Source organism: Prochlorococcus sp. G4PB17 (assembly GCF_059772445.1).
Genome location: NZ_CM186288.1, coordinates 1 through 21,648 on the forward strand (window position 1 = coordinate 1; position 21,648 = coordinate 21,648).

The window sequence follows — 21,648 nt, forward strand, 5'->3', positions numbered from 1 at the left end:
ATGCCGGTGCCAACTCGGAATGAGCTATGGATGAAGGTTCAGCAAATACTGCAAAAGAACTTAAGTAAGCCTTCATATGAAACTTGGATACGACCAGCTGAATTCTTTGATTTCAAAGATGGCTGCTTGACCTTGTTAGCTCCAAATAGTTTTTCAAGTGATTGGTTAAGAAAAAATTATTCTCAAACTATTGAAGAGATTGCAACAGAGATATTTGGCCATAAAGTTAAAGTTCAAATAAAAGTTAAAGAGGAATTTTCATTTAATAAAAGCAATAAGAAAAAAAATTTTTCAAATGTGGATAAAAATAATTTAATTATTAATAGAGATAATTCAGAAGGCAAATCTAAACAAGCTCCAATAAAAAAATTTCTACCAAGTTTGAATCTTAGATATAATTTTAATAGATTTGTTGTTGGTCCAAATAGTCGAATGGCTCATGCTGCTGCAATGGCAGTAGCCGAGGCACCTGGTAGAGAGTTTAACCCATTATTTATTTGTGGTGGAGTTGGTCTAGGTAAAACTCATCTTATGCAATCTATTGGTCATTACAGATTGGAAATTGATCCAGAAGCAAAGGTCGCATATGTTTCTACAGAGACTTTTACCAATGATTTGATAGTTGCGATTAGAAAAGATGGAATGCAAGCTTTTAGAAATAGGTATAGAGAAGCTGATTTGATATTGGTTGACGATATTCAATTCATAGAGGGAAAAGAATATACACAGGAGGAATTCTTTCATACTTTCAATGCTTTGCATGAGGCTGGTAGGCAAATTGTTCTTACAAGTGATAGGCCTCCAAGTCAAATACCTCGTTTACAAGAACGATTGATTTCAAGATTTTCAATGGGACTAATCGCAGATATACAAGCGCCTGATTTAGAGACGAGAATGGCAATATTACAAAAAAAAGCTGAGCATGAAAGGATGCGTTTACCAAGAGATTTGATTCAATTCATAGCTGGAAGATTCACTTCTAATATAAGAGAGTTAGAGGGAGCGTTTACTCGGGCTGTTGCATTTGCCTCTATAACTGGTCTCCCCATGACTGTTGAATCAGTTGCACCTATGCTGGATCCGACTGGACAAGGAGTTGAAGTTAAACCGAAACAGGTGATGGAAAAAGTTGCAGAGGTTTTCGGTGTCACTGAGGAAGAAATGCGTAGTGCAAGTAGACGTAGGCCTGTAAGTCAGGCAAGACAAGTTGGGATGTATCTAATGCGACATGGTACAGATTTAAGCCTTCCTCGTATTGGTGAATCTTTTGGGGGGAAAGATCATACAACAGTTATGTATGCTATTGAACAAGTAGAAAAAAAATTATCAAGTGAGCCACAATTGGCAAGTCAAGTTCAAAAAGTAAAAGATCTTCTTCAGATCGATTCACGAAAACGTCGTTGAATTTAAGATTTGATGGTGAGAGGGATTTACATTTTTTAATTAAACTTTATAGGATTTTGATCTAGCCTATTTCTTGTAGGTATTTCAGGCCCTAGATCACTACCATCAATATTTGCAGTTCGCTCAAGAGCTTGCCTAAGCAATCTTCCAGATAATAAAGGCATATCTCTTGGTACTGAAATTCTATCTCGGAGGTAACGCAAAGCAGAGGCACTATCCTTTTCTGGACGGCAATCTTTTTTTGAAATCATAGAAGTTAAGGCTGCTCTCAATGGTTGATCAAATAATTTATTTTTCATTGGGCTTACAGCAATGATTCTTTCTTTATGTTTGATAACTCTTTCTAAAGCTAATGCCTCAAATTGTTGTTCTGATTTTTGATCAACTTTTAAATTTATTAGCTCTAATTCTCCTAATCCAGAGCCGATATCAATTTCTTGAGCAAATAATTGTTGGTTTGCATTTGAATAAGTAAAGCAACCTCCCATTTGAGGAGGTAAATCATGTGCATGAGTATGAAAATCTCCTTGAGTTCCTCTATATTCCTCAAGTTTTTCAAGATTTTTAAGCCATTTGTTTATAAAAGGGTGCTCTTCTCTTAGTGAATATCCTTTATAGTAAGCCAATGAGGCATTCATTCTCTCAACATATGGAATAAAAATAACATCTGCTGATCCAGGCTTTTCTCCATCTTCTGTTGAGATTGGTGTGAGCCATCCCGAAGCATTTTTTTGTAGTTCTTTTTCAAATTTTTTTGCAATATTTTTGAAATTCTCTTTCTTTTGTACTTCTTGGGCTTGGAAAAGAGAGTTGCGACACAACCAATTACACCAAGATGAGAATAATTCTCTTTCAAGTCTTCTATGTTCTAAGACTTTCTTCTCGTTAAGCGATTGACCTAGGGGCCCATAAATTTCTTCTAACACAAATAGGATCTCATCACTTTCTGTGATTACATGGTTTTCAATTTCTATTGCAGGGAGCATTCCTGAGGGCACTTTTTTTAAATACCATCTTTCCTTTTCTCCGTAGCAACGCATGGTTACTTTTTTAATCCGGTAAGGAATTTTTTTAAGCTCTAACCAAATCCAAACTTTTTGGCAATAAGGACACCAAGCATGATTGTCTCTGTAAAGAGTAACAATTGCCTCGGACTCATCTTTATTAAAAAGACGAAGTGAGGAATATGGGTTATTTAACCCATTGATTTGATCAATGGGATCAGCTGCATATATTGCTAATTCTTCCCAACTCATTGCATTTCTGGTTGGATTCATTTATTTCAACGAGAATAGAGAAATAATACTAGGTTGCAAAATTGAAAAGGTCTTTTGATTTAATTGTCATTGGGGCAGGATCCGGTGGATTAGCTGCTGCAAAGAAAGCAGCCAGTTATGGAGCATCTGTAGCGATCGTCGAGGGCGATCTTGTCGGAGGGACTTGTGTAATAAGAGGTTGTGTTCCTAAAAAATTATTAGTGTGTGGGTCTTCTCTCAGAGAGAGTTTTTTGTCTGCACCATCTTATGGTTTTGATTTTGATAATTTAAAGATCGAGTCAGAAACTTTATTAGCTAATGTTCGAAAGGAAGTAAAAAGGCTGAATGAATTACACGAGAATTTTCTAAATAAGGCTAATGTTGAACTTTTTAAAGGTTGGGGTGAGTTTGCAAATTCAAATTGTATCGCAATTAAAAATCGAATAAATGGAGAGACTTTAAATGAACTTGAGGGAGAAAGAATTTTGATTGCAGTGGGAGGCAGACCTCAAAGACCAAATATCGAGGGTGCTTCTTTAGGTTGGACAAGTGATGATATGTTTTTGCTTAAAAGCTTTCCAAAAAAAATTACAATTGTTGGTGCAGGCTATATTGCTTGCGAATTTGCATGCATATTGCATGGTTTAGGTGTTGAGGTTAATCAATTAGTTCGAGGTGATCGGATTTTAAGAGGGTTTGACTTTGAACTTTCTTCAGCATTAACCGAGGCAATGAAAAATAAAGGAATGAACATTAACTTTGGTGAGAATGTTTCATCAATAAAAGGAACTCCTGGATCTTTAATTATAAAAACAAATACAGGTAAAGAGTTTGACTCGAATGGATTGCTTTTCGCTACTGGTAGAAAGCCATTTTTAGAGGGGTTGAAGTTAGAACAAGTGGGTATAGAAACTCTTGAAAATAAAATTAAAGTTGATAGTGAAAGTAAAACAAATATTTCAAATATCTTTGCTATTGGAGATGTAACTGACAGGATCAACTTGACACCTGTGGCTATTGATGAGGGTAGAAAGTTTGCTGATAGAAATTATGGCGAATCAGCTCAAAAGGTTAACTATGATTTTGTTCCTTATGCTGTATTTAGTCAGCCTGAAATAGCTTCTGTGGGCATAACTGAAGAGAAGGCTATCCAGTCGTTTGGAAAAGATAAAATTGAAGTATATAGATCAATATTTAGACCCTTATCTAAATCATTGCCAAAGACTGGCCCTAAATGTATTTTAAAGCTAATAGTTGATAGAAATAGTAATAAAGTCTTGGGATGTCATATGATTGGCGACAATGCATCTGAGATTATTCAGATGGCATCAATCTCATTAGTTCTAGGAGCTAAAAAATCTGATTTTGATAATACAATGGCATTGCATCCTACAATAGCCGAGGAATTCGTGACAATGAGATAATTTATATGAAGGCATTATTTATTAGAACTTTTTCTTAGCCTTAACCAGTAAGCAATTGTCTTATAAATAATTATTATTATTGATAATGATATGGTTATAAAAACTAATTCTTTGAATGCTGAATGTAAAGATGGTCGAGTTAGAGGTATTATTTTGTCTGCAAGGTAAAGCATATATAAGCCTAATAAAACACCACCTTCTCCTCTACTTATTATTCCCTTTGTCCAAAAAATTGGTATGCACGCAAATGTAGTAATTACCATGATAGGAATATCCTTATTTATAAGTAAATTCTCAACCACTAAACCACTGCCTCCAGATAATACAGAACAGCTACCTAAAACTAGTAATTGATTTAATAAACAACTTCCAATCACGTTGCCTATTGCTAGATCAGTTTGACCACGAATAGCGGCCACTAATGACGTAATCAACTCAGGTAAAGAGGTGCCCAGCGAAACTATCGTTAACCCAATTATGGCTTCACTTACACCTAATAATCCTGCAATAGTAGATGCACCTTCTATTAACAGCCGTGATCCAAGAGTCAGCAAGAAAATACCACCTAATAATTTCACGCCTGCATTTAATAAACTTGTTGAGTCTTTTTCTATATTGATTACTGGCTCTGCTTCTTGGGTTTTTTGAGGCTCCTCTCTTGCTGTGCGAATTTCCCAAGTGGTATTTATTATCAGCGCAACTATCAAAGCTACTCCAAATTGCCAAGTTATCAGCTTTGAAGCGGCCATCCCCCAAACGGCAGTTGAGACTGCTAAAAGAAGAGGAATGTCTCTCCTTACAAGACGACTTTCAACTCTTAAAGGTCGTAAAAGTGCACTTCCTCCTAGAACTACCATCACATTGAAAATATTGCTGCCAACAATGTTGCTCAAAGCAAGACTATCTGATCCAGAGAGGGAGGAGTTAACACTCACAAATAGTTCAGGTGCACTTGTCCCGAGAGATACTATTGTTAAACCAATAACTAGTTGAGGGATCCCAAGGAGTAAGGCTAAAGCGACAGATCCTTGAATAAAGAACTCTCCACCGCTAAAAAGTAAAAGTATCCCAGTAATAAGCTCTAAAAATGACAAAAATATTGATGGCATAATTGAGTAATTTATGGAGAAACTAAATTAGTGAATTAATTTATATTATTTTCATTTGGTATTATCGTAATATCTTAGCCCTTTATTGATACTTGAAGACTTATAGATCAAGGTTGCATAAGATATACATTGAAAAAGCTTTAATCCTGTGATTGCTTCTGTTAATCAAATCTCATTATTAAAGCCAGATGATTGGCATCTGCATTTGAGAGATGGAAAGATTCTAAAAGGTGTTTTAAGTCATACAGCAGATGTGTTTTGTCGTGCAATCATCATGCCTAATCTTGATCCACCAATAACTACTATAAACCAAGCACAAGAGTATAAAAAAAGAATTATCCAGTCTATCCCTGAAGGTGTTTCTTTTACCCCATTAATGACAGCGTATCTTACAGATGATATGCCTGCGGATCTCTTAGAGAGAGGCTTTAGAGAAGGTGTCTTCCATGGAGCAAAGCTCTATCCAGCTAATGTGACAACTAATTCCTCGTATGGGGTTACAGATATAAGTAAAGTCGACAATTTATTTGAGACGATGGAAAAAATTGGTATGCCATTATTGATTCATGGAGAAGTGACCGATTTCAATGTTGATGTATTTGATAGAGAAGCTGTTTTTATTGAGCGTCACCTTGAACCCTTATTACGAAGATTTTCATCACTTAAAGTGGTTTTAGAACACATCACGACCATTGATGCAATTGACTTTGTAGAAAACAGTGAGTTTGATATAGCCGCTACAATCACACCTCATCATTTACATATCAATCGAAACGCAATGTTCAATGGTGGGTTAAGGAGTGATTTTTATTGCTTACCCACAGCTAAACGTGAAATTCATCGTATTGCTCTAAGACAAGCCGCTACCAGTGGTAAACCTTGCTTTTTCCTTGGAACTGATTCAGCACCTCATACCCGTAGCTTTAAGGAAAGCTCATGTGGATGTGCGGGAATCTTTAATGCCCCTTTCGCTTTGGAAAGCTATTTAAAAGTTTTCGAAGAAGAAAATGCCCTGGATAGGTTTGAAGCTTTTTCAAGTATCAATGGAGCAACTTTTTATGGATTACCTTTAAACACAGAGAGAATAACATTAGTTAAAAAAAATATTTCCGTACCTCAAATGATTGACGTTGGACTAGATGGTGATCCCAATGATTTTGTAAAACCATTTCATTCAGGAGAAACTCTTCGCTGGGCAATTGGGCATTTTTAGTGAGATTGGTGAATGAGTCTTCCCATAATTATTTAACTTAGATATTTTTAAGAGTACTGATTTAAGCACATACGTTTACGCTAATATGTTAATGGCTTAGAGTTAAGTCTCTAGCATTATGATAACCCTTGCTATCACTGGGGAGTGTGGCGGAATTGGTAGACGCACCAGACTTAAAATCTGTTGGCCGCTTTTTGGCCGTGGGGGTTCAAGTCCCCCCACTCCCATGATCTTTTCTATCTTGATTGTGTGTTTAGTCCCTTTTGGCTTAATGGGAGCTGTTAATCCGATATTTACATTATCTGCTTATGCGGTATTGGGAGTAGCGTATTTATTGGTAGTTCCTTTATTTCTCTTTTATTGGATGAATAATCGTTGGAATGTTATGGGGAAGTTAGAACGCCTTTTTATATATGGACTTGTGTTTCTTTTCTTTCCTGGAATGGTTTTGTTCGCACCGTTTCTTAATTTAAGAATGAATGGAAAAGAGGAGTCTTGAACTTTGACAAGAGCACAGGTTTTTCAAATAGGGATGCTTGTTTTTGTTTTAGGCGGCTTGGGATATGAAGTGTTTCAGTTACTTGGATTTGAATCAATAACAGCTGGTATTGCAGCACAGTCAATATTAATTTTAATTATTTTTGCATGGACCGCTTCTTACCTATCCAGGGTTTTTACTGGGAATATGACTTTTATGGAGCAACGTAAAAGATACAGAGAGGCTTATGAAAAATTGACTGATGAAAAAATTAGAGAAAAGTTTGAGGCCATGACAGAAGAAGAAAAAATTGAATTACTAAAAACCGTTGAGGAAGAAAGTCTTGAACAAACTTAAGTTTTAATTACTAAATCTCAATAATTTTTTACTCTTAGGGATACAAAAATGATAAAAAAGATAGATACCCAAGGCTTAGAACATTGAAAAGTACAAATATTAGTAGGTCTTTTTCCAAAATAAAAAAGGAGAAAAGAATTGCATTAATGCCTTTCCTTATGGCAGGTGACCCTGATTTGGAAACCACAGCAAAGATTTTGTTAGAACTTCAGGCAAATGGTGCTGACATGATTGAGCTAGGCATTCCATATAGTGATCCTTTAGCAGATGGACCGATTATTCAATTAGCAGCTTCTCGAGCTCTCTCTGCGGGAACTTCTCCTGACAGGGTTTTTAAAATGTTGTCTGAATTGAGAGATCAATTGACAATACCAATAATTTTATTCACTTACTCAAATCCACTTATTAATAAAGGTCTGGAAGAATTTTGCTTACAAGCTTCAAAAGTAGGTGTTTCAGGACTTGTCGTTCCTGATCTTCCTTTAGAGGAAGCAGAAAAGCTCTCTAAAATAGCTGAATCCAAAGAAATTGATTTGGTTTTACTTGTTGCTCCTACAACACCCAAGGAACGTATGAAAAAAATTGCAACGACTTCTAATGGATTTACTTATCTTGTTAGTGTTACTGGGGTAACCGGAGAAAGGTCGTCACTAGAAGATAATGTGGAGACTCTTGTTAAACAACTAAAACACTCTTCATCTAGTCCAATTGCTGTGGGTTTTGGAATCTCGGAGGTAAAACATATCCAACAAGTTAGAGAATGGGGAGCTGATGGCGCAATTGTTGGTAGTGCTTTAGTTAAAAGAATTGCTAATGCCTCTATCGGAATGAAAGTCGAAGAAGCCGGTTCTTTTTGTAAGGAACTAAGAGCAGCAACTAACTAATATTTTTTTAAATAGCAACAGATAAAGCTTAACATTGAATTATTTTCTATGTTTTTAACTTGAGTAATATTATATTTATTTAACTTGAAAATCATGGATCAATTTGTGCTTTGGGGGTCTTACTGTGAAGATGCTCTATTAAAGAGAACACCTTTTAGAGAAGAGCATCTACATAGACTCTCATTACTGAAGGAAGAAGGTGTCTTAATAACATTAGGACCGACAAAATGTAATAGATATGTTTTTGGAATATTTAAATCTGAAGATATTGAGCATATAAGAAGTCTTATAAAAGATGATGTCTACTGGAGAGAGGGAATATGGACTGATTTCGAAATTTACTCCTGGGTCCAAGCTTTCTGAGCTTGTTCCCATACCCAATTAGCGACAATTTGATCACCATTATCTCCTAATTTATCTTCATAACCACTCATTATCCCTATCCCTTGTCTAGCTATCTTCGCTATAGCTTCTGGATTGTTAATTCCATTACGCGTTAATGATGAAATCTTCAAATTCTTTGATCTTCTAATTATGTTCCCGCCATTAATGTGACATCCAGCACAGTTGTGTTTGAAAAGATTTTCCCCTAAATTTGCCTCAATAGCATTGAGATCTTCAGGCAAACTTAAGTAAAAAAATATGCAACAAAAACTGATTATTAAAAAATCTCTTAAATTCATGAAAAAAAATTTGAATTTTTTTCTTAGCTGTGTAAATCTTATTTATTGAAATTAATTTTTGAAAGATCTTCACAAATTTCGTCAAGAAGATCAAGTTGTCCAGAAGAATTTAATTCAAAGCTCTTTTCTGTTTTCCCTCCTTCATCGTTTGTCCATAACTCTTCAACTTCACAAAGTCGATTAGCAATTTTGGGAATGCCACCAGAGTTAAAATCTTTTTTTAAAGATTCAAGTAAAGTAGGCATTCTTGCCGAAGGGAGATTAAGAGTTTGACAAAGTTCTGATTGTGTTCTACCAGTCTGCTTCAACCAATCTTTGATAAGCAGAATAAGATCTTCTTCCATATCTTTTGACCAGCGCTCTTTGCTCATAGAGGAAACCATTTATTTAACTTAGACTTTGCTCTGAACTTTATCTCTGGAGTGAGGTGATGCTGCCAAAGGCTTATTACAGCGGTTAGAGCTACAAGATCATCGGTAAAACCTGAGGCAGGAATAAAGTCCGGAATTAAATCAACAGGAACAATTAAATAAGTTAGTGCTCCCATTATAGATATTCTCACTTGGGGGGGGGTTGAGTTATCAATGATGAGTTCAAATGCTTCTAAAGCAGGCTGTGCAATCACTCTGCCTGCCCTTAATAAGATCTTTTTAAGTACACCCTCATCGATAACAGAACTTTCAAGTACTTCTGCTTCAAATACCTCTTCATTTGAGTTTCTTGAGCTAACCACAATTAAATACTTGTCTCTAAAAGGCCACTTTGAATCCCTGTCTTTCTCAATTTCCTTAACGCGCGTTGTACAACTTGTCTGCAATATTCTCTGCTGCAATTCATTTGTCTTGCTACTTCAGCTAACGTCCTCCACTCATTAGATCCATCTAGACCAAATCGAAGGCTTAATATTGTTCGTTCTTTGGGTGTGAGATTTGATTTATCTAATAACGACCAAGCTGAGGCACTTCTTTCTGCTAGCTCAGCTCGTTCCATAGGAGGAACTTCCTCACTTGGGAGAATATCTACAAGCTCTGAAGGATCTGCTTTTGATTTAACAGCACCTTGCAAGCTAACTGTGATACTTCTCAACTCGCATGCAAGCAATTCTTCTACTTCTTCCAATGGAATTTTCATTTTTATTGCTATTTGGCTGGTTGAGGGATGAACCCCAAGTTCTTGCATTAACCGAGACTTGGTCGCTCGAAGCTTCGTTAGCTTTTCATTTATGTTTACAGGGATTCTTATAGTTCTACTTTGCGTAGATAGCGCTCTATTTAATCCTTGTCTAATCCACCAGTAAGCGTAAGTTGAAAAACGATGCCCTCTTCTGGGATCGTATTTTTCAACTGCTCTTGTTAACCCTAAGGTACCTTCTTGAATTAAATCGAGAAGGTCAAGACCTTTACCTTGGTAACGCTTGGCTAAATTCACAACAAGCCTTAAATTTGCTGTGATCATTTGATTCTTGGCCCGCTCGCCTGATTTAAGTGTTTTCTTCTCAGCGCTTGAATATTCGCACTCTGGCCCATTACCTCCAGCTTGCTGGCAGCGTTCATTAAGTGCAACCATGGCTTGCACTTCTCTACCCATTGTGAGTTCTTGCTCTGGTGTGAGCAATTCGTGTCTTCCTATTTCTCCAAGAAAGTCGCTTAAAGAACTCACGATTTATTCCTCCTTATCTTATTAACCTAGAGAAAAAATGTTTACTTTCAATAGGCGTAATAAAGTGTTCGGAATTTATTATTTATCTTTTATCTATTGTTAACGCCTCTTTAAGCTCAATTTAGCTTCAAAAAGTTTCATATGTTTTTTACCTGGCTTCTTTGAAAGGAGATTATTTAAATTATTTTTTACTAAAAATATCTTGAAACCCTTGATATAAAAAGAGATTTTTTTAAGTATTGTTTTGATCTATGAAACTTTTGAAAGATTTTTTAGTTTCTAATAATTACTATCAGGCGTTGTTACAAATTTTAGGGAATCGAGGAATCCTAAAGATTTAAGAAAATCGATTGTTTTGTTTTTTTTCTCTTTCAAGACTTTTGTGAATCTGATCCTTTTCCTCTCTACTAGAGATCCTCATTCATTTGTATCAAACAATAATATAAGATTTTATTGATTTCTTCTTGGAGCGCCTCTTCTTTTAACTAAAACTTTCAGAACGTCTTCCCAGGAAACGTTTTGATGGGCTAAAGAAACTTGCATATGGAAAAGTAGATCTGCAGCCTCATTAGCAACTGAAATAGGATCTTTATCTTTACAAGCCATAATAAATTCGGCTGTTTCTTCTCCTATCTTTTTTAGGATTTTATTATCGCCTTCATTCAGAAGACTATTTGTATAGCTTCCCTCTTCAGGATTACTCTTACGTCTATCTATGACTTTGAATAATTCACTACATGCATCAGATGGAGGGTAAAGAACGTCTTCATTTGTCTCTAAATCCTTAAAGAAACAACTTCTTTTTCCTGTATGGCACGCGATTGAACCAATTTGCTCAATTGATAAAAGTATTGTATCTGAATCGCAATCAGTCCTAATCCCTTTCAATTTTTGAAAATGACCGCTCGTTTTTCCTTTGTGCCAAAGTTCTTTCCTTGAACGACTCCAATAGTGAACTTCACCAGATTCTAATGTTTTTCTAATGGATTCTTTGTTCATCCATGCCATCATTAAAATTGAGCCATCGATCCAATCTTGCGCTATGGCTGGAATTAAGCCGTTTTGATCAAAATGTAGATTATCTATAAAAAGCATTTTTCATCTAAGCTAATTAGGCTTTTTAACTCTAATTATTCAAATTTAAACATCTATTGGTTTTTTATTCATCTTTTTATGACGATTAAAGATATTCCATTTAATTGCTCAAAGCATTTTAAAGACTATCCATGCTCTCACCGTCAATGGAAACATGAAGGACATTGTCGTTTTGTTCATGGATACAGTCGAAGCTTTACCTTTTGTTTCGCTTCAAAGAAACTTGATGAAAATGGCTTTGTTGTTGATTTTTCAAGTCTGAGGCCTTTGGAAGAGAAGTTGAGAGAACATTTTGATCATACTTTTCTAGTCAATTTTGATGATCCTCTTCTTGAAACATGGAAAAAACTTCACTCTGAAGAAGTCCTGGATCTTAGAGTCATGAATAATGTTGGAATGGAAGCAACTGCTGAATTAGTTTGGGGATGGGCTAATGATTTATTATTTTCAAGAGAGAAAGGTAGATCTTGTTGTTGGAAAGCAATAGCGCATGAAAATGATTTTAATTCTGCTAGTTATAGCTTTTTCCCTGAGTGGTTTAAACCTTTATAGTCTATAGTTTTTTTATATTGATTACTCAGTTTTTATATTTTCTAGTTGAAAATTAATTTTGAATCTTTTTCCTCTATTCTTATGATGCTTCCTTCTTTATATTTGCCTTTTAGAATATATTTTGCTATTTCACTTTCTAATTCTTTTTGAATGACTCTTTTTAAGGGCCTCGCACCATAGCTCGGATTATATCCAATTTCAGTAATTAAAGATAGAGCATTATTATTTATCTCAAGCTCGATTCCTTTAGCTTCTAATCTTTCTCGTAAACGGTTTAATTGTAAATCAACTACTTTAAGTAGAGATTCTTTGTTTAGTGGTTCGAAACTGATTATTTCATCAAGTCTATTTAAAAACTCAGGTCTGAAAAATGATTTTAGTTCTTGATTAATAAGTGCATCTAAATTCGTCGACAGATTATTCGATAGATCCATATCAGCGATTAATTCGCTTCCTAAATTACTGGTGAGAATAATAATAGTATTTTTGAAGTTTGTTGTTCTTCCTTGCCCATCAGTTACTCGGCCCTCATCAAGTATCTGTAGCAATACATTAAAAACATCTTTATGTGCTTTTTCAATTTCATCGAATAGCAAAACGCAATAAGGTTTTCTTCTGATTGCTTCTGTTAATTGTCCACCTGCTTCGTAGCCAACGTAACCAGGAGGAGCGCCAATCAAGCGACTTATAGAGTGCTTTTCCATATATTCAGACATGTCTATTTTGATTAGGGCATTTTCAGTATCAAAAAGTTGAGAAGCCAATGCCTTAGACAATTCTGTTTTGCCCACGCCTGTCGGTCCTAAAAATAAAAAACTTGCGATTGGTCTGCCTGGATCACTAAGTCCTGTCCTGGATCTTTGTATCGCAGAAGATATAGATTGAACGGCTTTATTTTGACCAATAACTTTTTTTTGAAGGTCAGACTCAAGATTGAGTAATTTTTCAATTTCAGTTTGAGCAAGTCTTTTAACTGGAATAGATGTCCACTTTGCAATTATTTCAGCTACATCATCGGCTATAACTTCTTCTCTCAAAAGTGATTTTTCTGAATTTTGAGAGGAATTTTTTAGATTAAGTTCTTTAGATTTTAAATTTTGTTGATAATTTACAAGGGTACCGTATTCAAGTTCAGCAGCCCTGTTGAGGTCATAATTCCTTTTTGCTTTTTCTATTTCTAGTTGGACTTTCTCAATTTCTTCTTTAAGTGTTGAAATTTCTTCGATTGACTCTTTTTCTTGTTTCCATTTCTTATTTACTTCAATTTGACTTTTTTTTAATGATGCCAGTTCTTTAGTAATTAATTCGAGTCTCTCTTTACTTGAAGTCTCTGACTCACCTTCCAAAGATAATTTCTCCATCTCAAGTTGGATGATTTTTCTATCAATCTCATCAATTTCTTCTGGTTTTGATGTTATTTCCATCTTTAAACGGGAGGCTGATTCATCTATTAGATCAATAGCTTTATCAGGTAAATACCTCTCAGGTATATACCTATCACTCAATATTGCTGCAGCCATGAGAGCATTATCAGAGATACGAACACCATGATGGACTTCATATCTTTCTTTTAGTCCACGTAAGATTGAAATCGTATCTTGGACTGTGGGTTGTTTTACAAGTATTTGCTGAAATCTTCTCTCGAGCGCAGGGTCTTTCTCAAAATTTTCTCTATGTTCATTGATTGTTGTTGCTCCAATACATCTAAGTTCACCTCTGGCAAGCATTGGTTTTAGGAGATTACTAGCGTCCATCGCACCTCCACTCGCTCCTGCGCCCACGACAGTATGTATTTCATCGATGAACAAAATTATTTTTCCTTCTGAATCTGTGACATTTTTAAGAACTGACTTAAGTCTCTCTTCAAATTCACCACGTAATTTTGCACCTGCGATAAGTGCCCCCATGTCTAAGGAAATTAGTTGACGGTTCTCAAGGGCTGTAGGAACATCTCCGTTGATAATTCTTTGTGCTAAACCTTCAATAATTGCTGTTTTTCCCACGCCAGCTTCCCCAATTAATACGGGATTATTTTTAGTTCTACGGCTAAGTATTTGAATCGTTCTTCGTATTTCCTCGTCTCTTCCGATTACAGGATCTAATTTTCCATCTCTGGCGGCAGAAGTGAGGTCTAGGCCATACTTCTGGAGGGCTTCGTAGCTATTTTCGGCATTTTTTTGGGTCACTTTTTTGTCCCCTCTAATAGCATTTATAGCCTCAAGTAGGCTGTTTTTGTTGATTTGATTTTGTTTAAATAACCTATGACAAACCCTCTCGTCATCAAATAGGGAAATCACTAAATGTTCGCTTGAAATAAAATCATCTTTTAATGATTGTTTAATATTTTTTGCTCTTGAAATTGATAAAGATATATTTTTGCCAAAGAAAATGGATTCTTGTGCCTTTAGCATTTTTGGTTGATTCTTTATAAACTCTTCTATATCTTTGAGTATTTTTTTTATTGTACCGCCCGATCTTTCTATTGATTTTATTGCGATTTCATTTTTCTTTAAAAGAGACCATAAAAGGTGTTCAGTTTCTAAAGTCTGATGTTTTTCAGTTAATGCTAAATCTTTTGCATCAATGATCCCTTGCCAAGCACTGTTAGTAAAATCATCAGGATTTACCTTCATCCTTAAAATTAATTATCATTTTTATTTTATTCAATTCTATTGATTGTAAAAATATAAGAAAACCGACCTTTTTTTCTAAACAAAATAAAATTTTGAGATCACTTTAAGCTTTTGGAACTAATTGGTTGAATTTTTTAATATCTTAATTTTATCTACTCTAGACCTATTATTCATATTTACTAGAAGTTTTATTGAAATTAAAATGCTCCTATCTAAATGATACTAAAGCTTTCTCTTAACTAAAGATTAATCCTTTGATCTTTTAACTTGGAATATTTGCTCTTCTAAAAAAATCATGCTCCGTGCTTTTGATTCAATTTCTAAATATATTTTTTCAAAAAAAAAGATGGGGTTTCCCCCATCCTCAATAAATTCTTTTGGATATTTAGTTAACTACGATTTTTCCAACCATGCCTGCACCTCTGTGAGGCTCGCAGTAAAAATCGTATGTTCCAGCTGTGCTAAAAGTTCTCTCCCAAGACTCTCCTGGAGCAAAAGCTAAATCTGGATGACTTAGATCATCATTTCCGTCAAAAACTGCGTTATGAGGAGCAAGTTTGTTGTTTACAAACTTTACGGTGTCACCAGCGCTAATGTTTAGTGTACTTGGTTCGAAAGCAAGCATTCCTGCATCGGTGCCAAGCTTAACTTCAACAGTTGAAGCATTCACATTGGATACGCCAATTACTAGGAATGCAAAGAAAGCAAATAAGGCTGTTGAAATAGAACGAATCATGAAATTAATTCTTCTCTTTTTTGAATTTTACTACTTTAGCCTCTGTTTGACATTTTGGTGTTTAGTTAAACCAGAATTATGTAAAACTTGACTTAGAGTTTTGGCATAGCTGATACCTCCAAAGGTTTCAGGAGAGGTTACCGGTTCATGTATAAAGTGTTTTTGTCTAAGACTAAATTTATCCCAGTTTGTAATTTGTATAGGGAGTAAAACCGTTAAAAGTTCAATAAGCCAGGTCCAAAGAGGGATTTGAGGGACTTTACTCATCCCTTTCCATCTTAAAAGCGTCTGAATTACTACATCAATACTTATATAGGGTTGCCCTAAAACTAATTTTTTTATATTAGTGCCAGTAACAGGTTGTGCCGGTTTGAAATCAGAGGTGGCTAGATGCCCACAAATGAAAGCAATATCTGCTGCGTGAATAAAATGAAACCTTGAGAATAATTTTATCCATCTTGCTAGCCAGATCCATTTCAATGCATCTCTAAGGCCTTCCGTCAGATAACTAGTTGGAAATTTACTTTTTCCGTCTAAACGACCACCAAAAACTAGTGTTGGGAATACAGCTATTATCTTATTTGCAAGCTTATGAGATTCGAGGTCTCTGAGACATTGTGCTTTCGTTTGTATGTACTCTGTTCCATAGGTAAAAGCCTCTGGTAATAATTTTAAGTTTCTATCAAGAACACTTGCAGTTGAGAAATAAATAATTTGTTTGATATTGGAAGGGTTTAGTAAATTGAGCAAATTTTTTACTGCATCAATATTTACTTCTTTAGCTCTTTTAGGATCTCCCCAAGCAGTTGCAGTATGAATAACCCTGTTGACTTCTGAAATTTCTTTCTTGAACTTATTTGATTGTCTCAAATCTCCAACTAAAATTTTTATCCTTGGATTTTCTAAATTTATTGAAGTTATTTTTTTTGGATCTCTAACCCATAAAAATAATTCTGAACTTGAGTTTTCGATTAGCCAATTTGCTATGTATTGTCCAACACATCCACTTGCACCAGTGATCAGAATTATTTCGTTTTTCAAGATGAGACTTTTATAAGTTCATTGACGTTTTTACCAGCCTCGAAAAACACTCTTGCATTTTCTTCTGGTGTCCCAGGAAGTATTCCATGACCAAGATTAAGAATATGTTTTCTGTCTTTGGCTTTTTTGACGACATCAACAATTCTTGCTCTAATCGCATCAGGAGTACCAAACAAAAGGCCTGGATCAACATTCCCTTGGACTCCTACTGTTTGAGGTAGCCTTTTTAGTCCATCCGCCATGTCAACAGTCCAATCTAAAGAGACAATATCTACTCCGGTTTGTCCCATCCTTTCAAGAACTCCAGCACTGCCAGAGATATATAAAATCATAGGTGTATCTGGATGTTTCTCTTTTACTAAATTGACTACTTTTTGTTGATAAGGTGCAGCGAACTCGTCATAATCTTGTGGGCTTAGTTGCCCTGCCCATGAATCAAACATTTGAACTACTTGAGCCCCTGATTCAATTTGATAGGACAAATAGTTCGCAATTGATTCTGCAAAGTGATTTAAAAGTTGATGCAGTAGTTCTGGCTCTTGGAATGCCATCGCTTTTATAACTGCATAATTTTTGCTGCTTTTCCCTTCTACAACATATGCAGCAAGAGTCCATGGAGCACCTACAAAACCAAGAACTGCAGCCTTGTTCCCAACGCTTTCCCTTAGCCTTCCAAGGACGTCACCAACAAAAGACATGCTTTCTTCCGGTTGAAGGGGCTTTAGGTCTTTAACCTGTTTGAGGCTTCTTATTGGGTCATTTATTAAGGGCCCTTTACTTTCAACAATGTCAAAGTTGATGCCCATTCCAGGAAGAGGCGTCAATATATCTGAAAAAAGTATTACTCCATCTGGTTGAAAAGCTTTAAAAGGCTGCATTGAAATTTCATAAGAAAGATCGGGGTTCTCGGATCTTTCCCTAAAACTTGGATGGTTATCACGCAGGTCGCGATATACCTTCATGTATCTCCCCGCTTGGCGCATCATCCAAACCGGGGGTCTCTCAACATTTTCTCCGCGAGCAGCACGAAGTAGTAAAGGAGTAGTTTCGTTCATTATTTTGTCCTTTTAATCGAAAAACTTACATGAAGCAGTAACTTTAAAAATCATGAAATAGGTTCTCTGCAAAAGTTCGTCATACCTTTTGAATTTTTACATCCAGACGACAGTAGAAATTAGGTTAAGAGGCAAGGTTGAAACATTTCTATTCGAGGAGGCTTAATTCTTCTTGGATTTATGCTTAAGAACCAAAACGCTAAGAGGAGGAAGGCAAAGATCTATAGAATTTTCATAGCCATGTATGTTGTATGAATCTGTTGATTTCCCTCCCATATTACCTAGATTTGAACCTCCATATTGAGTCGCATCTGTGTTGAAAATTTCTTCATAGAACCCGTCAACAGGAACACCTATTCTGTAACTAGAGTGGTTTTGGGGTGTAAAGTTTGCCACTATTACCAACCATTCTCCATCAGTTTTTTCTCTTCTCATAAAACTGATTACTGAATTTTTATTATCATCGCAATCAATCCACTGGAATCCGTATTCGTCAAAATCATTTCTCCATAAAGCAGGCTCTTTTTTGTATAAGGTATTTAAATCATCTACTAATTTCTGTATTCCTTTGTGAGGTTCATAATTTAGAAGATCCCATTGCAAATCATCCCAAACATTCCATTCTTGGCGCTGGCCAAATTCCATTCCCATAAATATTGTTTTTTTACCTGGATGTGTCCACATATATGCAAGCAATGCTCGTGTATTAGCATACTTCTGCCAGTCATCACCTGGCATTTTGTGTAAGAGATGACTTTTTCCGTGAACAACTTCATCGTGGCTTAAAGCGAGCATAAAGTTTTCGGTAAAGTTATAACAAATGGAGAATGTAATGTTATTTTGATTGAATTGTCTAAACCATGGGTCAATTTCAAAATAATCGAGCATATCGTGCATCCAACCCATGTTCCATTTTAGATTGAAACCGAGTCCATCCATATCAGTTGGTTTGGTTACACCAGTCCATGTGGTTGATTCTTCGGCAATAGAAAGTGCACCTGGATAATGTTGAAAAAGAACGTGATTAGCCTGTTGTAGAAATCTGACTGCTTCAAAATTTTCATTCCCTCCATCTTCATTAGGTATCCATTCACCCTCTGGACGAAGATAGTCTTTGTAAAGCATTGAGGCAACTGCATCAACACGTATTCCATCTATATGAAATTGATCAAACCAGAAAATTAGATTTGCAACTAGAAAATTTCGAACTTCATTTCGACTGTAATTGAAAATTAGTGTTCCCCATTCTTTGTGTTCTCCAATTCTGGGATCTGAATGCTCATATAGATGGCTGCCATCAAAATAAGCAAGTCCATGCTGATCTTTAGGGAAGTGGCCTGGAACCCAATCGAGAATGATTCCTATTCCCTCTTTATGGCATGAATCAACGAACGCACGAAACTCATCTGGTGATCCATATCTACTCGTAGGTGCATACCAACCAGTAACTTGATACCCCCATGAGCCATCAAAAGGGTGCTCGGAAATGGGCATAAGCTCGATATGAGTGAAGCCTCTTTCTTTGACATAGGGAATAAGTTTATTTGCCAGCTCTTTGTATGTAAGCAATCTTGAGCCAGGTTTCATATCTGCTGCTGGAACAGGGTCTCTTTGCTCTCCGTTTTGGTTGATAAATGGATCGTCTGAAGATGCATGCATCCAGCTCCCTAAATGCATTTCATAAACCGATATCGGTTGGTTTAAAGGGTCTCTATTGTCACGGTTGGATATCCAAGACTGATCATTCCATTTAAATGAATCGATTTTTGATATGACTGAGCTTTTCGCAGGTCTTACTTCATGTTGAAAACCATAAGGGTCGGCTTTCTCGTAGCAATGTCCTTTTTCAGTCCTGACTTCATATTTGTATAAATCTCCCTCATTTAGACCAGGTATGAATAGTTCCCAAATTCCTCCCAGACGTTTTTGCATAGGGTGATGCCGGCCATCCCATGAATTGAGATCACCAATAACGGAAACGCTTTTTGCATGAGGTGCCCATAAGCAAAACATAACTCCTTGCTTTTTATCTATTTCAGTGAGGTGAGCCCCCATTTTTCGCCATATGTGATGGTGATTTCCTTCCGCGAAAAGATGTCTATCAATTTCACCCATCCACTCTTTTCTGAAACTCCAAGGATCATGTTGAACATGTTCAATGCCTCCTCTATTTACTTTTATTTGATAGTTAGTACCAGGATCTTTTTCTAAAACCCCCTCAAATATCCATTCATGGTTGGGATTTTCTAGCTGAATTGTCGTTTCTTCTGTTATTAGTTCAACTGCACTTGCCTCAGGCATCCATATTCGTATTATCCATTTATCTTTAAACGGTTGAGGACCAAGAATAGAAAAAGGACTTTCATGTCTGCATTCAGAAAGTCTTTGTCCATCATCTCTCAAAGAATCTAGAATAATAGATACGGACATGACTTATTTCTGAAATAGCTAGTTAGCTTAATCCTATGCAAGTAAATATTGAACCCCTAAGAGGAAATCAGTGACTCAAATTTAAGTTTTGAATTTGAAAGTAAGAGTGAAATTGTAGTCACTAAGCAGTGAGGGCTGGGCCCCTCGCATAAATATTGACTCTTTCCAGGATTTATTCCAATTGCTGGCCATCCAGATCCTGAGATTGAAACTCTTAAACGATCTCCTTCTTTAAATGTTGCGAGAACTGGTTGAAGTTTGATTTGTCTGGTGCTTTTTGTATCTTGATCACAATCGGCAATTCTGAGTACACCAGTCGAAAGTTGAGTGACAGTATTCTCAACTCCACTGGGAATTATTGATATTGCAACGAACAAATCAAAACTTTCCCTGTCGCACTTTGTCTCTAAAAAAAGAGTGGGAATACCCTCAAGCCTGAGATTCTTCAAAATAGGGTCTGATGTAAATACTGCGATATCAGGTCTAAGATCAAGCTTAAATCTGTTCGCTTCACCAGCTGTATCACTGAGATGTCCTCCGATTGCTGGTATTGGTCTCCATGGGTCGTGAACCAAATTCACTTCACTTTTTGCCTCTAAATTAGAATTAGGGACTAGGCATCCTTCAAGATGACTTATTGAGGCTAAACCTTCGCTACGAAGACTCCAAGTAGGAGTTTTATTTTGAACGGAAAGCTCCCAACTCTTAGTGGTTAGATTCCAAAGATTGATTTGAGGGAAATGAATCTCTTTGTTTTTTTCTTTTAAATGAGAATCAAAAAAATCCAACTGGGTACGTTGTGCACCCTCCCACCATTGAAGATGAGTAGCAGGACCAATTAGTAATTTAGGATTGCCTCCTGCCTTTTTGGATTTCTCAAAAATATCCAAAATCCCTTTCAAATGAGGATCCCACCAGCCCCCGATTAGAAGCAAAGGCTTTTTTAACCAGCTATCTAATGGCTCATGGGCTTTCCATTGCGAAGTTTTGCTAGACGAAAGATTTAGCCATTTATAAGCCATCCCCTCTGGGTCATACTTTTGAAGTAAATCATGACCGTTATATAAATATTTTTTCGATTCAAGATTTTCACGTATTTCATGCCAAGCTCGCCAATTTTTCTCTCTTTGTGCTTTTTGGGCGGCTAATTGCAAACCCCATCCAATCCCCAAGTGCCACCAAAACGCTCCCCCTTCACAACTCCAATGTTCATACTCTGCAAGACCTGTCATTGCAGGAATAATGCAATCAGGAGGAGTTGTACCTTCCTCCGCAATGAGTTGTGTTAATCCTTGATATGAAAAACCGTATGTGCCTAGTAGTCCATTGCATTCAGGCAAGGACCTTACCCAATTATGAGTTTGACTAGTGTCTGAAGCTTCTTGACTGAAACCCAAAAATTCCCCTTCAGACCCACCTTGGCCTCGTACATCTTGTATGACAACTAGATAGCCTTTGCTAGCCCACCAAGATGGATGGACATATGTAATTGTCGAAGCGATTTCTCTTCCATATGGCTGGCGCATAAGTAAGACAGGCCATGGCCCTTCCCCCAGCGGCGACCAGATTCGTGATTTTAGTAATGTTCCGTCTTTAAGTCGTAAGTCTTCGTCTCTGTATCTTATTGAATTCATTATTA

The 21,648-nt window shown here is 36.3% G+C and carries 21 protein-coding genes and 1 tRNA gene; 9 read left to right on the forward strand and 13 right to left on the reverse strand.

Annotated features, from left to right (window positions below; genetic code table 11):
• Entirely contained in the window at nucleotides 1-1,404 is a 1,404-nt protein-coding gene (gene dnaA, locus AC6EJB_RS00005) for a chromosomal replication initiator protein DnaA (RefSeq protein WP_498491566.1), read from the forward strand.
• Between the two features lie 35 nt (nucleotides 1,405-1,439).
• Here the strand turns inward: dnaA and AC6EJB_RS00010 are convergent, their stop codons facing one another.
• Nucleotides 1,440-2,681, reverse strand: a complete 1,242-nt coding sequence (locus tag AC6EJB_RS00010) for a glutathione S-transferase family protein (RefSeq protein WP_498491567.1) — start codon at nucleotides 2,679-2,681, stop codon at nucleotides 1,440-1,442.
• A 41-nt stretch (nucleotides 2,682-2,722) separates the two neighbouring features.
• Here AC6EJB_RS00010 and gorA point away from each other — a divergent pair, with 41 nt between their 5' ends.
• Nucleotides 2,723-4,084 carry a glutathione-disulfide reductase gene (gene gorA / locus AC6EJB_RS00015; RefSeq protein WP_498491568.1) on the forward strand — a complete coding sequence of 454 codons (1,362 nt, stop codon included), beginning with the start codon at nucleotides 2,723-2,725 and terminating at the stop codon, nucleotides 4,082-4,084.
• Between the two features lie 14 nt (nucleotides 4,085-4,098).
• On the opposite strand, the gene AC6EJB_RS00020 is transcribed toward gorA, so the two are convergent.
• Entirely contained in the window at nucleotides 4,099-5,193 is a 1,095-nt protein-coding gene (locus AC6EJB_RS00020; RefSeq protein ID WP_498491569.1) for a calcium/sodium antiporter, read from the reverse strand.
• A gap of 148 nt (nucleotides 5,194-5,341) precedes the next feature.
• Here AC6EJB_RS00020 and pyrC point away from each other — a divergent pair, with 148 nt between their 5' ends.
• The 6 genes from pyrC to AC6EJB_RS00050 all read left to right on the forward strand — a co-directional run bounded on the left by pyrC (nucleotide 5,342) and on the right by AC6EJB_RS00050 (nucleotide 8,488).
• On the forward strand, nucleotides 5,342-6,406 hold the full coding sequence (pyrC, locus tag AC6EJB_RS00025) for a dihydroorotase (protein WP_498491571.1): 1,065 nt from the start codon (nucleotides 5,342-5,344) through the stop codon (nucleotides 6,404-6,406).
• Nucleotides 6,407-6,546: 140 nt separating this feature from the next.
• Nucleotides 6,547-6,633 (forward strand) — tRNA-Leu (locus AC6EJB_RS00030).
• Nucleotides 6,633-6,905 (forward strand): NAD(P)H-quinone oxidoreductase subunit L, encoded by a 273-nt coding sequence (locus tag AC6EJB_RS00035; RefSeq protein ID WP_498491572.1) that lies wholly within the window; start codon nucleotides 6,633-6,635, stop codon nucleotides 6,903-6,905. The genes AC6EJB_RS00030 and AC6EJB_RS00035 overlap by 1 nt, the downstream gene beginning before the upstream one ends.
• 3 nt (nucleotides 6,906-6,908) lie before the next feature.
• On the forward strand, nucleotides 6,909-7,241 hold the full coding sequence (locus tag AC6EJB_RS00040; protein ID WP_498491573.1) for a DUF3007 family protein: 333 nt from the start codon (nucleotides 6,909-6,911) through the stop codon (nucleotides 7,239-7,241).
• Between the two features lie 83 nt (nucleotides 7,242-7,324).
• Nucleotides 7,325-8,125: a tryptophan synthase subunit alpha gene (gene trpA / locus AC6EJB_RS00045; protein WP_498491574.1), complete on the forward strand. Its 801-nt coding sequence runs from the start codon at nucleotides 7,325-7,327 to the stop codon at nucleotides 8,123-8,125.
• 93 nt (nucleotides 8,126-8,218) lie between these two features.
• A complete protein-coding gene (locus AC6EJB_RS00050; RefSeq protein ID WP_498491575.1) occupies nucleotides 8,219-8,488 on the forward strand; it encodes a YciI family protein in 270 nt (89 codons plus the stop codon).
• Here AC6EJB_RS00050 and AC6EJB_RS00055 read toward each other — a convergent pair.
• The 5 genes from AC6EJB_RS00055 to hisIE all read right to left on the reverse strand — a co-directional run bounded on the left by AC6EJB_RS00055 (nucleotide 8,464) and on the right by hisIE (nucleotide 11,562).
• A complete protein-coding gene (locus AC6EJB_RS00055) occupies nucleotides 8,464-8,808 on the reverse strand; it encodes a c-type cytochrome (RefSeq protein WP_498491576.1) in 345 nt (114 codons plus the stop codon). The genes AC6EJB_RS00050 and AC6EJB_RS00055 overlap by 25 nt on opposite strands.
• Nucleotides 8,809-8,846: 38 nt before the next feature.
• Nucleotides 8,847-9,179: a hypothetical protein gene (locus AC6EJB_RS00060; protein WP_498491578.1), complete on the reverse strand. Its 333-nt coding sequence runs from the start codon at nucleotides 9,177-9,179 to the stop codon at nucleotides 8,847-8,849.
• Nucleotides 9,176-9,541: a YkvA family protein gene (locus AC6EJB_RS00065; RefSeq protein WP_498491579.1), complete on the reverse strand. Its 366-nt coding sequence runs from the start codon at nucleotides 9,539-9,541 to the stop codon at nucleotides 9,176-9,178. Before AC6EJB_RS00065 ends, AC6EJB_RS00060 begins: the two co-directional genes overlap by 4 nt.
• 2 nt (nucleotides 9,542-9,543) lie before the next feature.
• Nucleotides 9,544-10,467, reverse strand: coding sequence for a sigma-70 family RNA polymerase sigma factor (locus AC6EJB_RS00070; protein WP_498491581.1), 924 nt, complete (start codon nucleotides 10,465-10,467; stop codon nucleotides 9,544-9,546).
• A gap of 450 nt (nucleotides 10,468-10,917) precedes the next feature.
• Nucleotides 10,918-11,562, reverse strand: a complete 645-nt coding sequence (gene hisIE / locus AC6EJB_RS00075) for a bifunctional phosphoribosyl-AMP cyclohydrolase/phosphoribosyl-ATP diphosphatase HisIE (RefSeq protein WP_498491582.1) — start codon at nucleotides 11,560-11,562, stop codon at nucleotides 10,918-10,920.
• A 78-nt stretch (nucleotides 11,563-11,640) separates the two neighbouring features.
• Between hisIE and AC6EJB_RS00080 the strand changes: the two genes are divergently transcribed.
• The gene (locus AC6EJB_RS00080; protein WP_498491583.1) at nucleotides 11,641-12,114 is read left to right on the forward strand and encodes a 6-carboxytetrahydropterin synthase; all 474 of its coding nucleotides are present in this window, start codon (nucleotides 11,641-11,643) and stop codon (nucleotides 12,112-12,114) included.
• A gap of 41 nt (nucleotides 12,115-12,155) precedes the next feature.
• On the opposite strand, the gene clpB is transcribed toward AC6EJB_RS00080, so the two are convergent.
• From clpB to AC6EJB_RS00110, 6 genes are all read right to left on the reverse strand, one after another.
• On the reverse strand, nucleotides 12,156-14,747 hold the full coding sequence (gene clpB, locus AC6EJB_RS00085) for an ATP-dependent chaperone ClpB (RefSeq protein WP_498491584.1): 2,592 nt from the start codon (nucleotides 14,745-14,747) through the stop codon (nucleotides 12,156-12,158).
• Nucleotides 14,748-15,132: 385 nt separating this feature from the next.
• Nucleotides 15,133-15,483, reverse strand: coding sequence for a plastocyanin (gene petE / locus AC6EJB_RS00090; protein WP_269605036.1), 351 nt, complete (start codon nucleotides 15,481-15,483; stop codon nucleotides 15,133-15,135).
• A gap of 30 nt (nucleotides 15,484-15,513) precedes the next feature.
• A complete protein-coding gene (locus tag AC6EJB_RS00095; protein ID WP_498491585.1) occupies nucleotides 15,514-16,524 on the reverse strand; it encodes an NAD-dependent epimerase/dehydratase family protein in 1,011 nt (336 codons plus the stop codon).
• Nucleotides 16,521-17,579: a uroporphyrinogen decarboxylase gene (gene hemE / locus AC6EJB_RS00100; protein WP_498491587.1), complete on the reverse strand. Its 1,059-nt coding sequence runs from the start codon at nucleotides 17,577-17,579 to the stop codon at nucleotides 16,521-16,523. The genes AC6EJB_RS00095 and hemE overlap by 4 nt, the downstream gene beginning before the upstream one ends.
• Before the next feature lie 162 nt (nucleotides 17,580-17,741).
• The gene (glgB, locus tag AC6EJB_RS00105) at nucleotides 17,742-20,009 is read right to left on the reverse strand and encodes a 1,4-alpha-glucan branching protein GlgB (RefSeq protein ID WP_498491588.1); all 2,268 of its coding nucleotides are present in this window, start codon (nucleotides 20,007-20,009) and stop codon (nucleotides 17,742-17,744) included.
• 56 nt (nucleotides 20,010-20,065) lie between these two features.
• Nucleotides 20,066-21,643 (reverse strand): CocE/NonD family hydrolase, encoded by a 1,578-nt coding sequence (locus AC6EJB_RS00110; RefSeq protein ID WP_498491590.1) that lies wholly within the window; start codon nucleotides 21,641-21,643, stop codon nucleotides 20,066-20,068.
• Between the last annotated feature and the right edge of the window lie 5 nt (nucleotides 21,644-21,648).

Excerpts from the sequence above, each read along its gene's own strand:
- hemE (WP_498491587.1), bottom strand. The coding sequence starts at position 17,579 with ATGAACGAAACTACTCCTTTACTACTTCGTGCTGCTCGCGGAGAAAAT.
- dnaA (WP_498491566.1), top strand. The coding sequence starts at position 1 with ATGCCGGTGCCAACTCGGAATGAGCTATGGATGAAGGTTCAGCAAATA.
- AC6EJB_RS00050 (WP_498491575.1), top strand. The coding sequence starts at position 8,219 with ATGGATCAATTTGTGCTTTGGGGGTCTTACTGTGAAGATGCTCTATTA.
- clpB (WP_498491584.1), bottom strand. The coding sequence starts at position 14,747 with ATGAAGGTAAATCCTGATGATTTTACTAACAGTGCTTGGCAAGGGATC.
- AC6EJB_RS00035 (WP_498491572.1), top strand. The coding sequence starts at position 6,633 with ATGATCTTTTCTATCTTGATTGTGTGTTTAGTCCCTTTTGGCTTAATG.
- petE (WP_269605036.1), bottom strand. The coding sequence starts at position 15,483 with ATGATTCGTTCTATTTCAACAGCCTTATTTGCTTTCTTTGCATTCCTA.
- AC6EJB_RS00055 (WP_498491576.1), bottom strand. The coding sequence starts at position 8,808 with ATGAATTTAAGAGATTTTTTAATAATCAGTTTTTGTTGCATATTTTTT.
- AC6EJB_RS00110 (WP_498491590.1), bottom strand. The coding sequence starts at position 21,643 with ATGAATTCAATAAGATACAGAGACGAAGACTTACGACTTAAAGACGGA.
- AC6EJB_RS00020 (WP_498491569.1), bottom strand. The coding sequence starts at position 5,193 with ATGCCATCAATATTTTTGTCATTTTTAGAGCTTATTACTGGGATACTT.
- AC6EJB_RS00080 (WP_498491583.1), top strand. The coding sequence starts at position 11,641 with ATGACGATTAAAGATATTCCATTTAATTGCTCAAAGCATTTTAAAGAC.
- AC6EJB_RS00060 (WP_498491578.1), bottom strand. The coding sequence starts at position 9,179 with ATGAGCAAAGAGCGCTGGTCAAAAGATATGGAAGAAGATCTTATTCTG.
- AC6EJB_RS00010 (WP_498491567.1), bottom strand. The coding sequence starts at position 2,681 with ATGAATCCAACCAGAAATGCAATGAGTTGGGAAGAATTAGCAATATAT.
- glgB (WP_498491588.1), bottom strand. The coding sequence starts at position 20,009 with ATGTCCGTATCTATTATTCTAGATTCTTTGAGAGATGATGGACAAAGA.
- hisIE (WP_498491582.1), bottom strand. The coding sequence starts at position 11,562 with ATGCTTTTTATAGATAATCTACATTTTGATCAAAACGGCTTAATTCCA.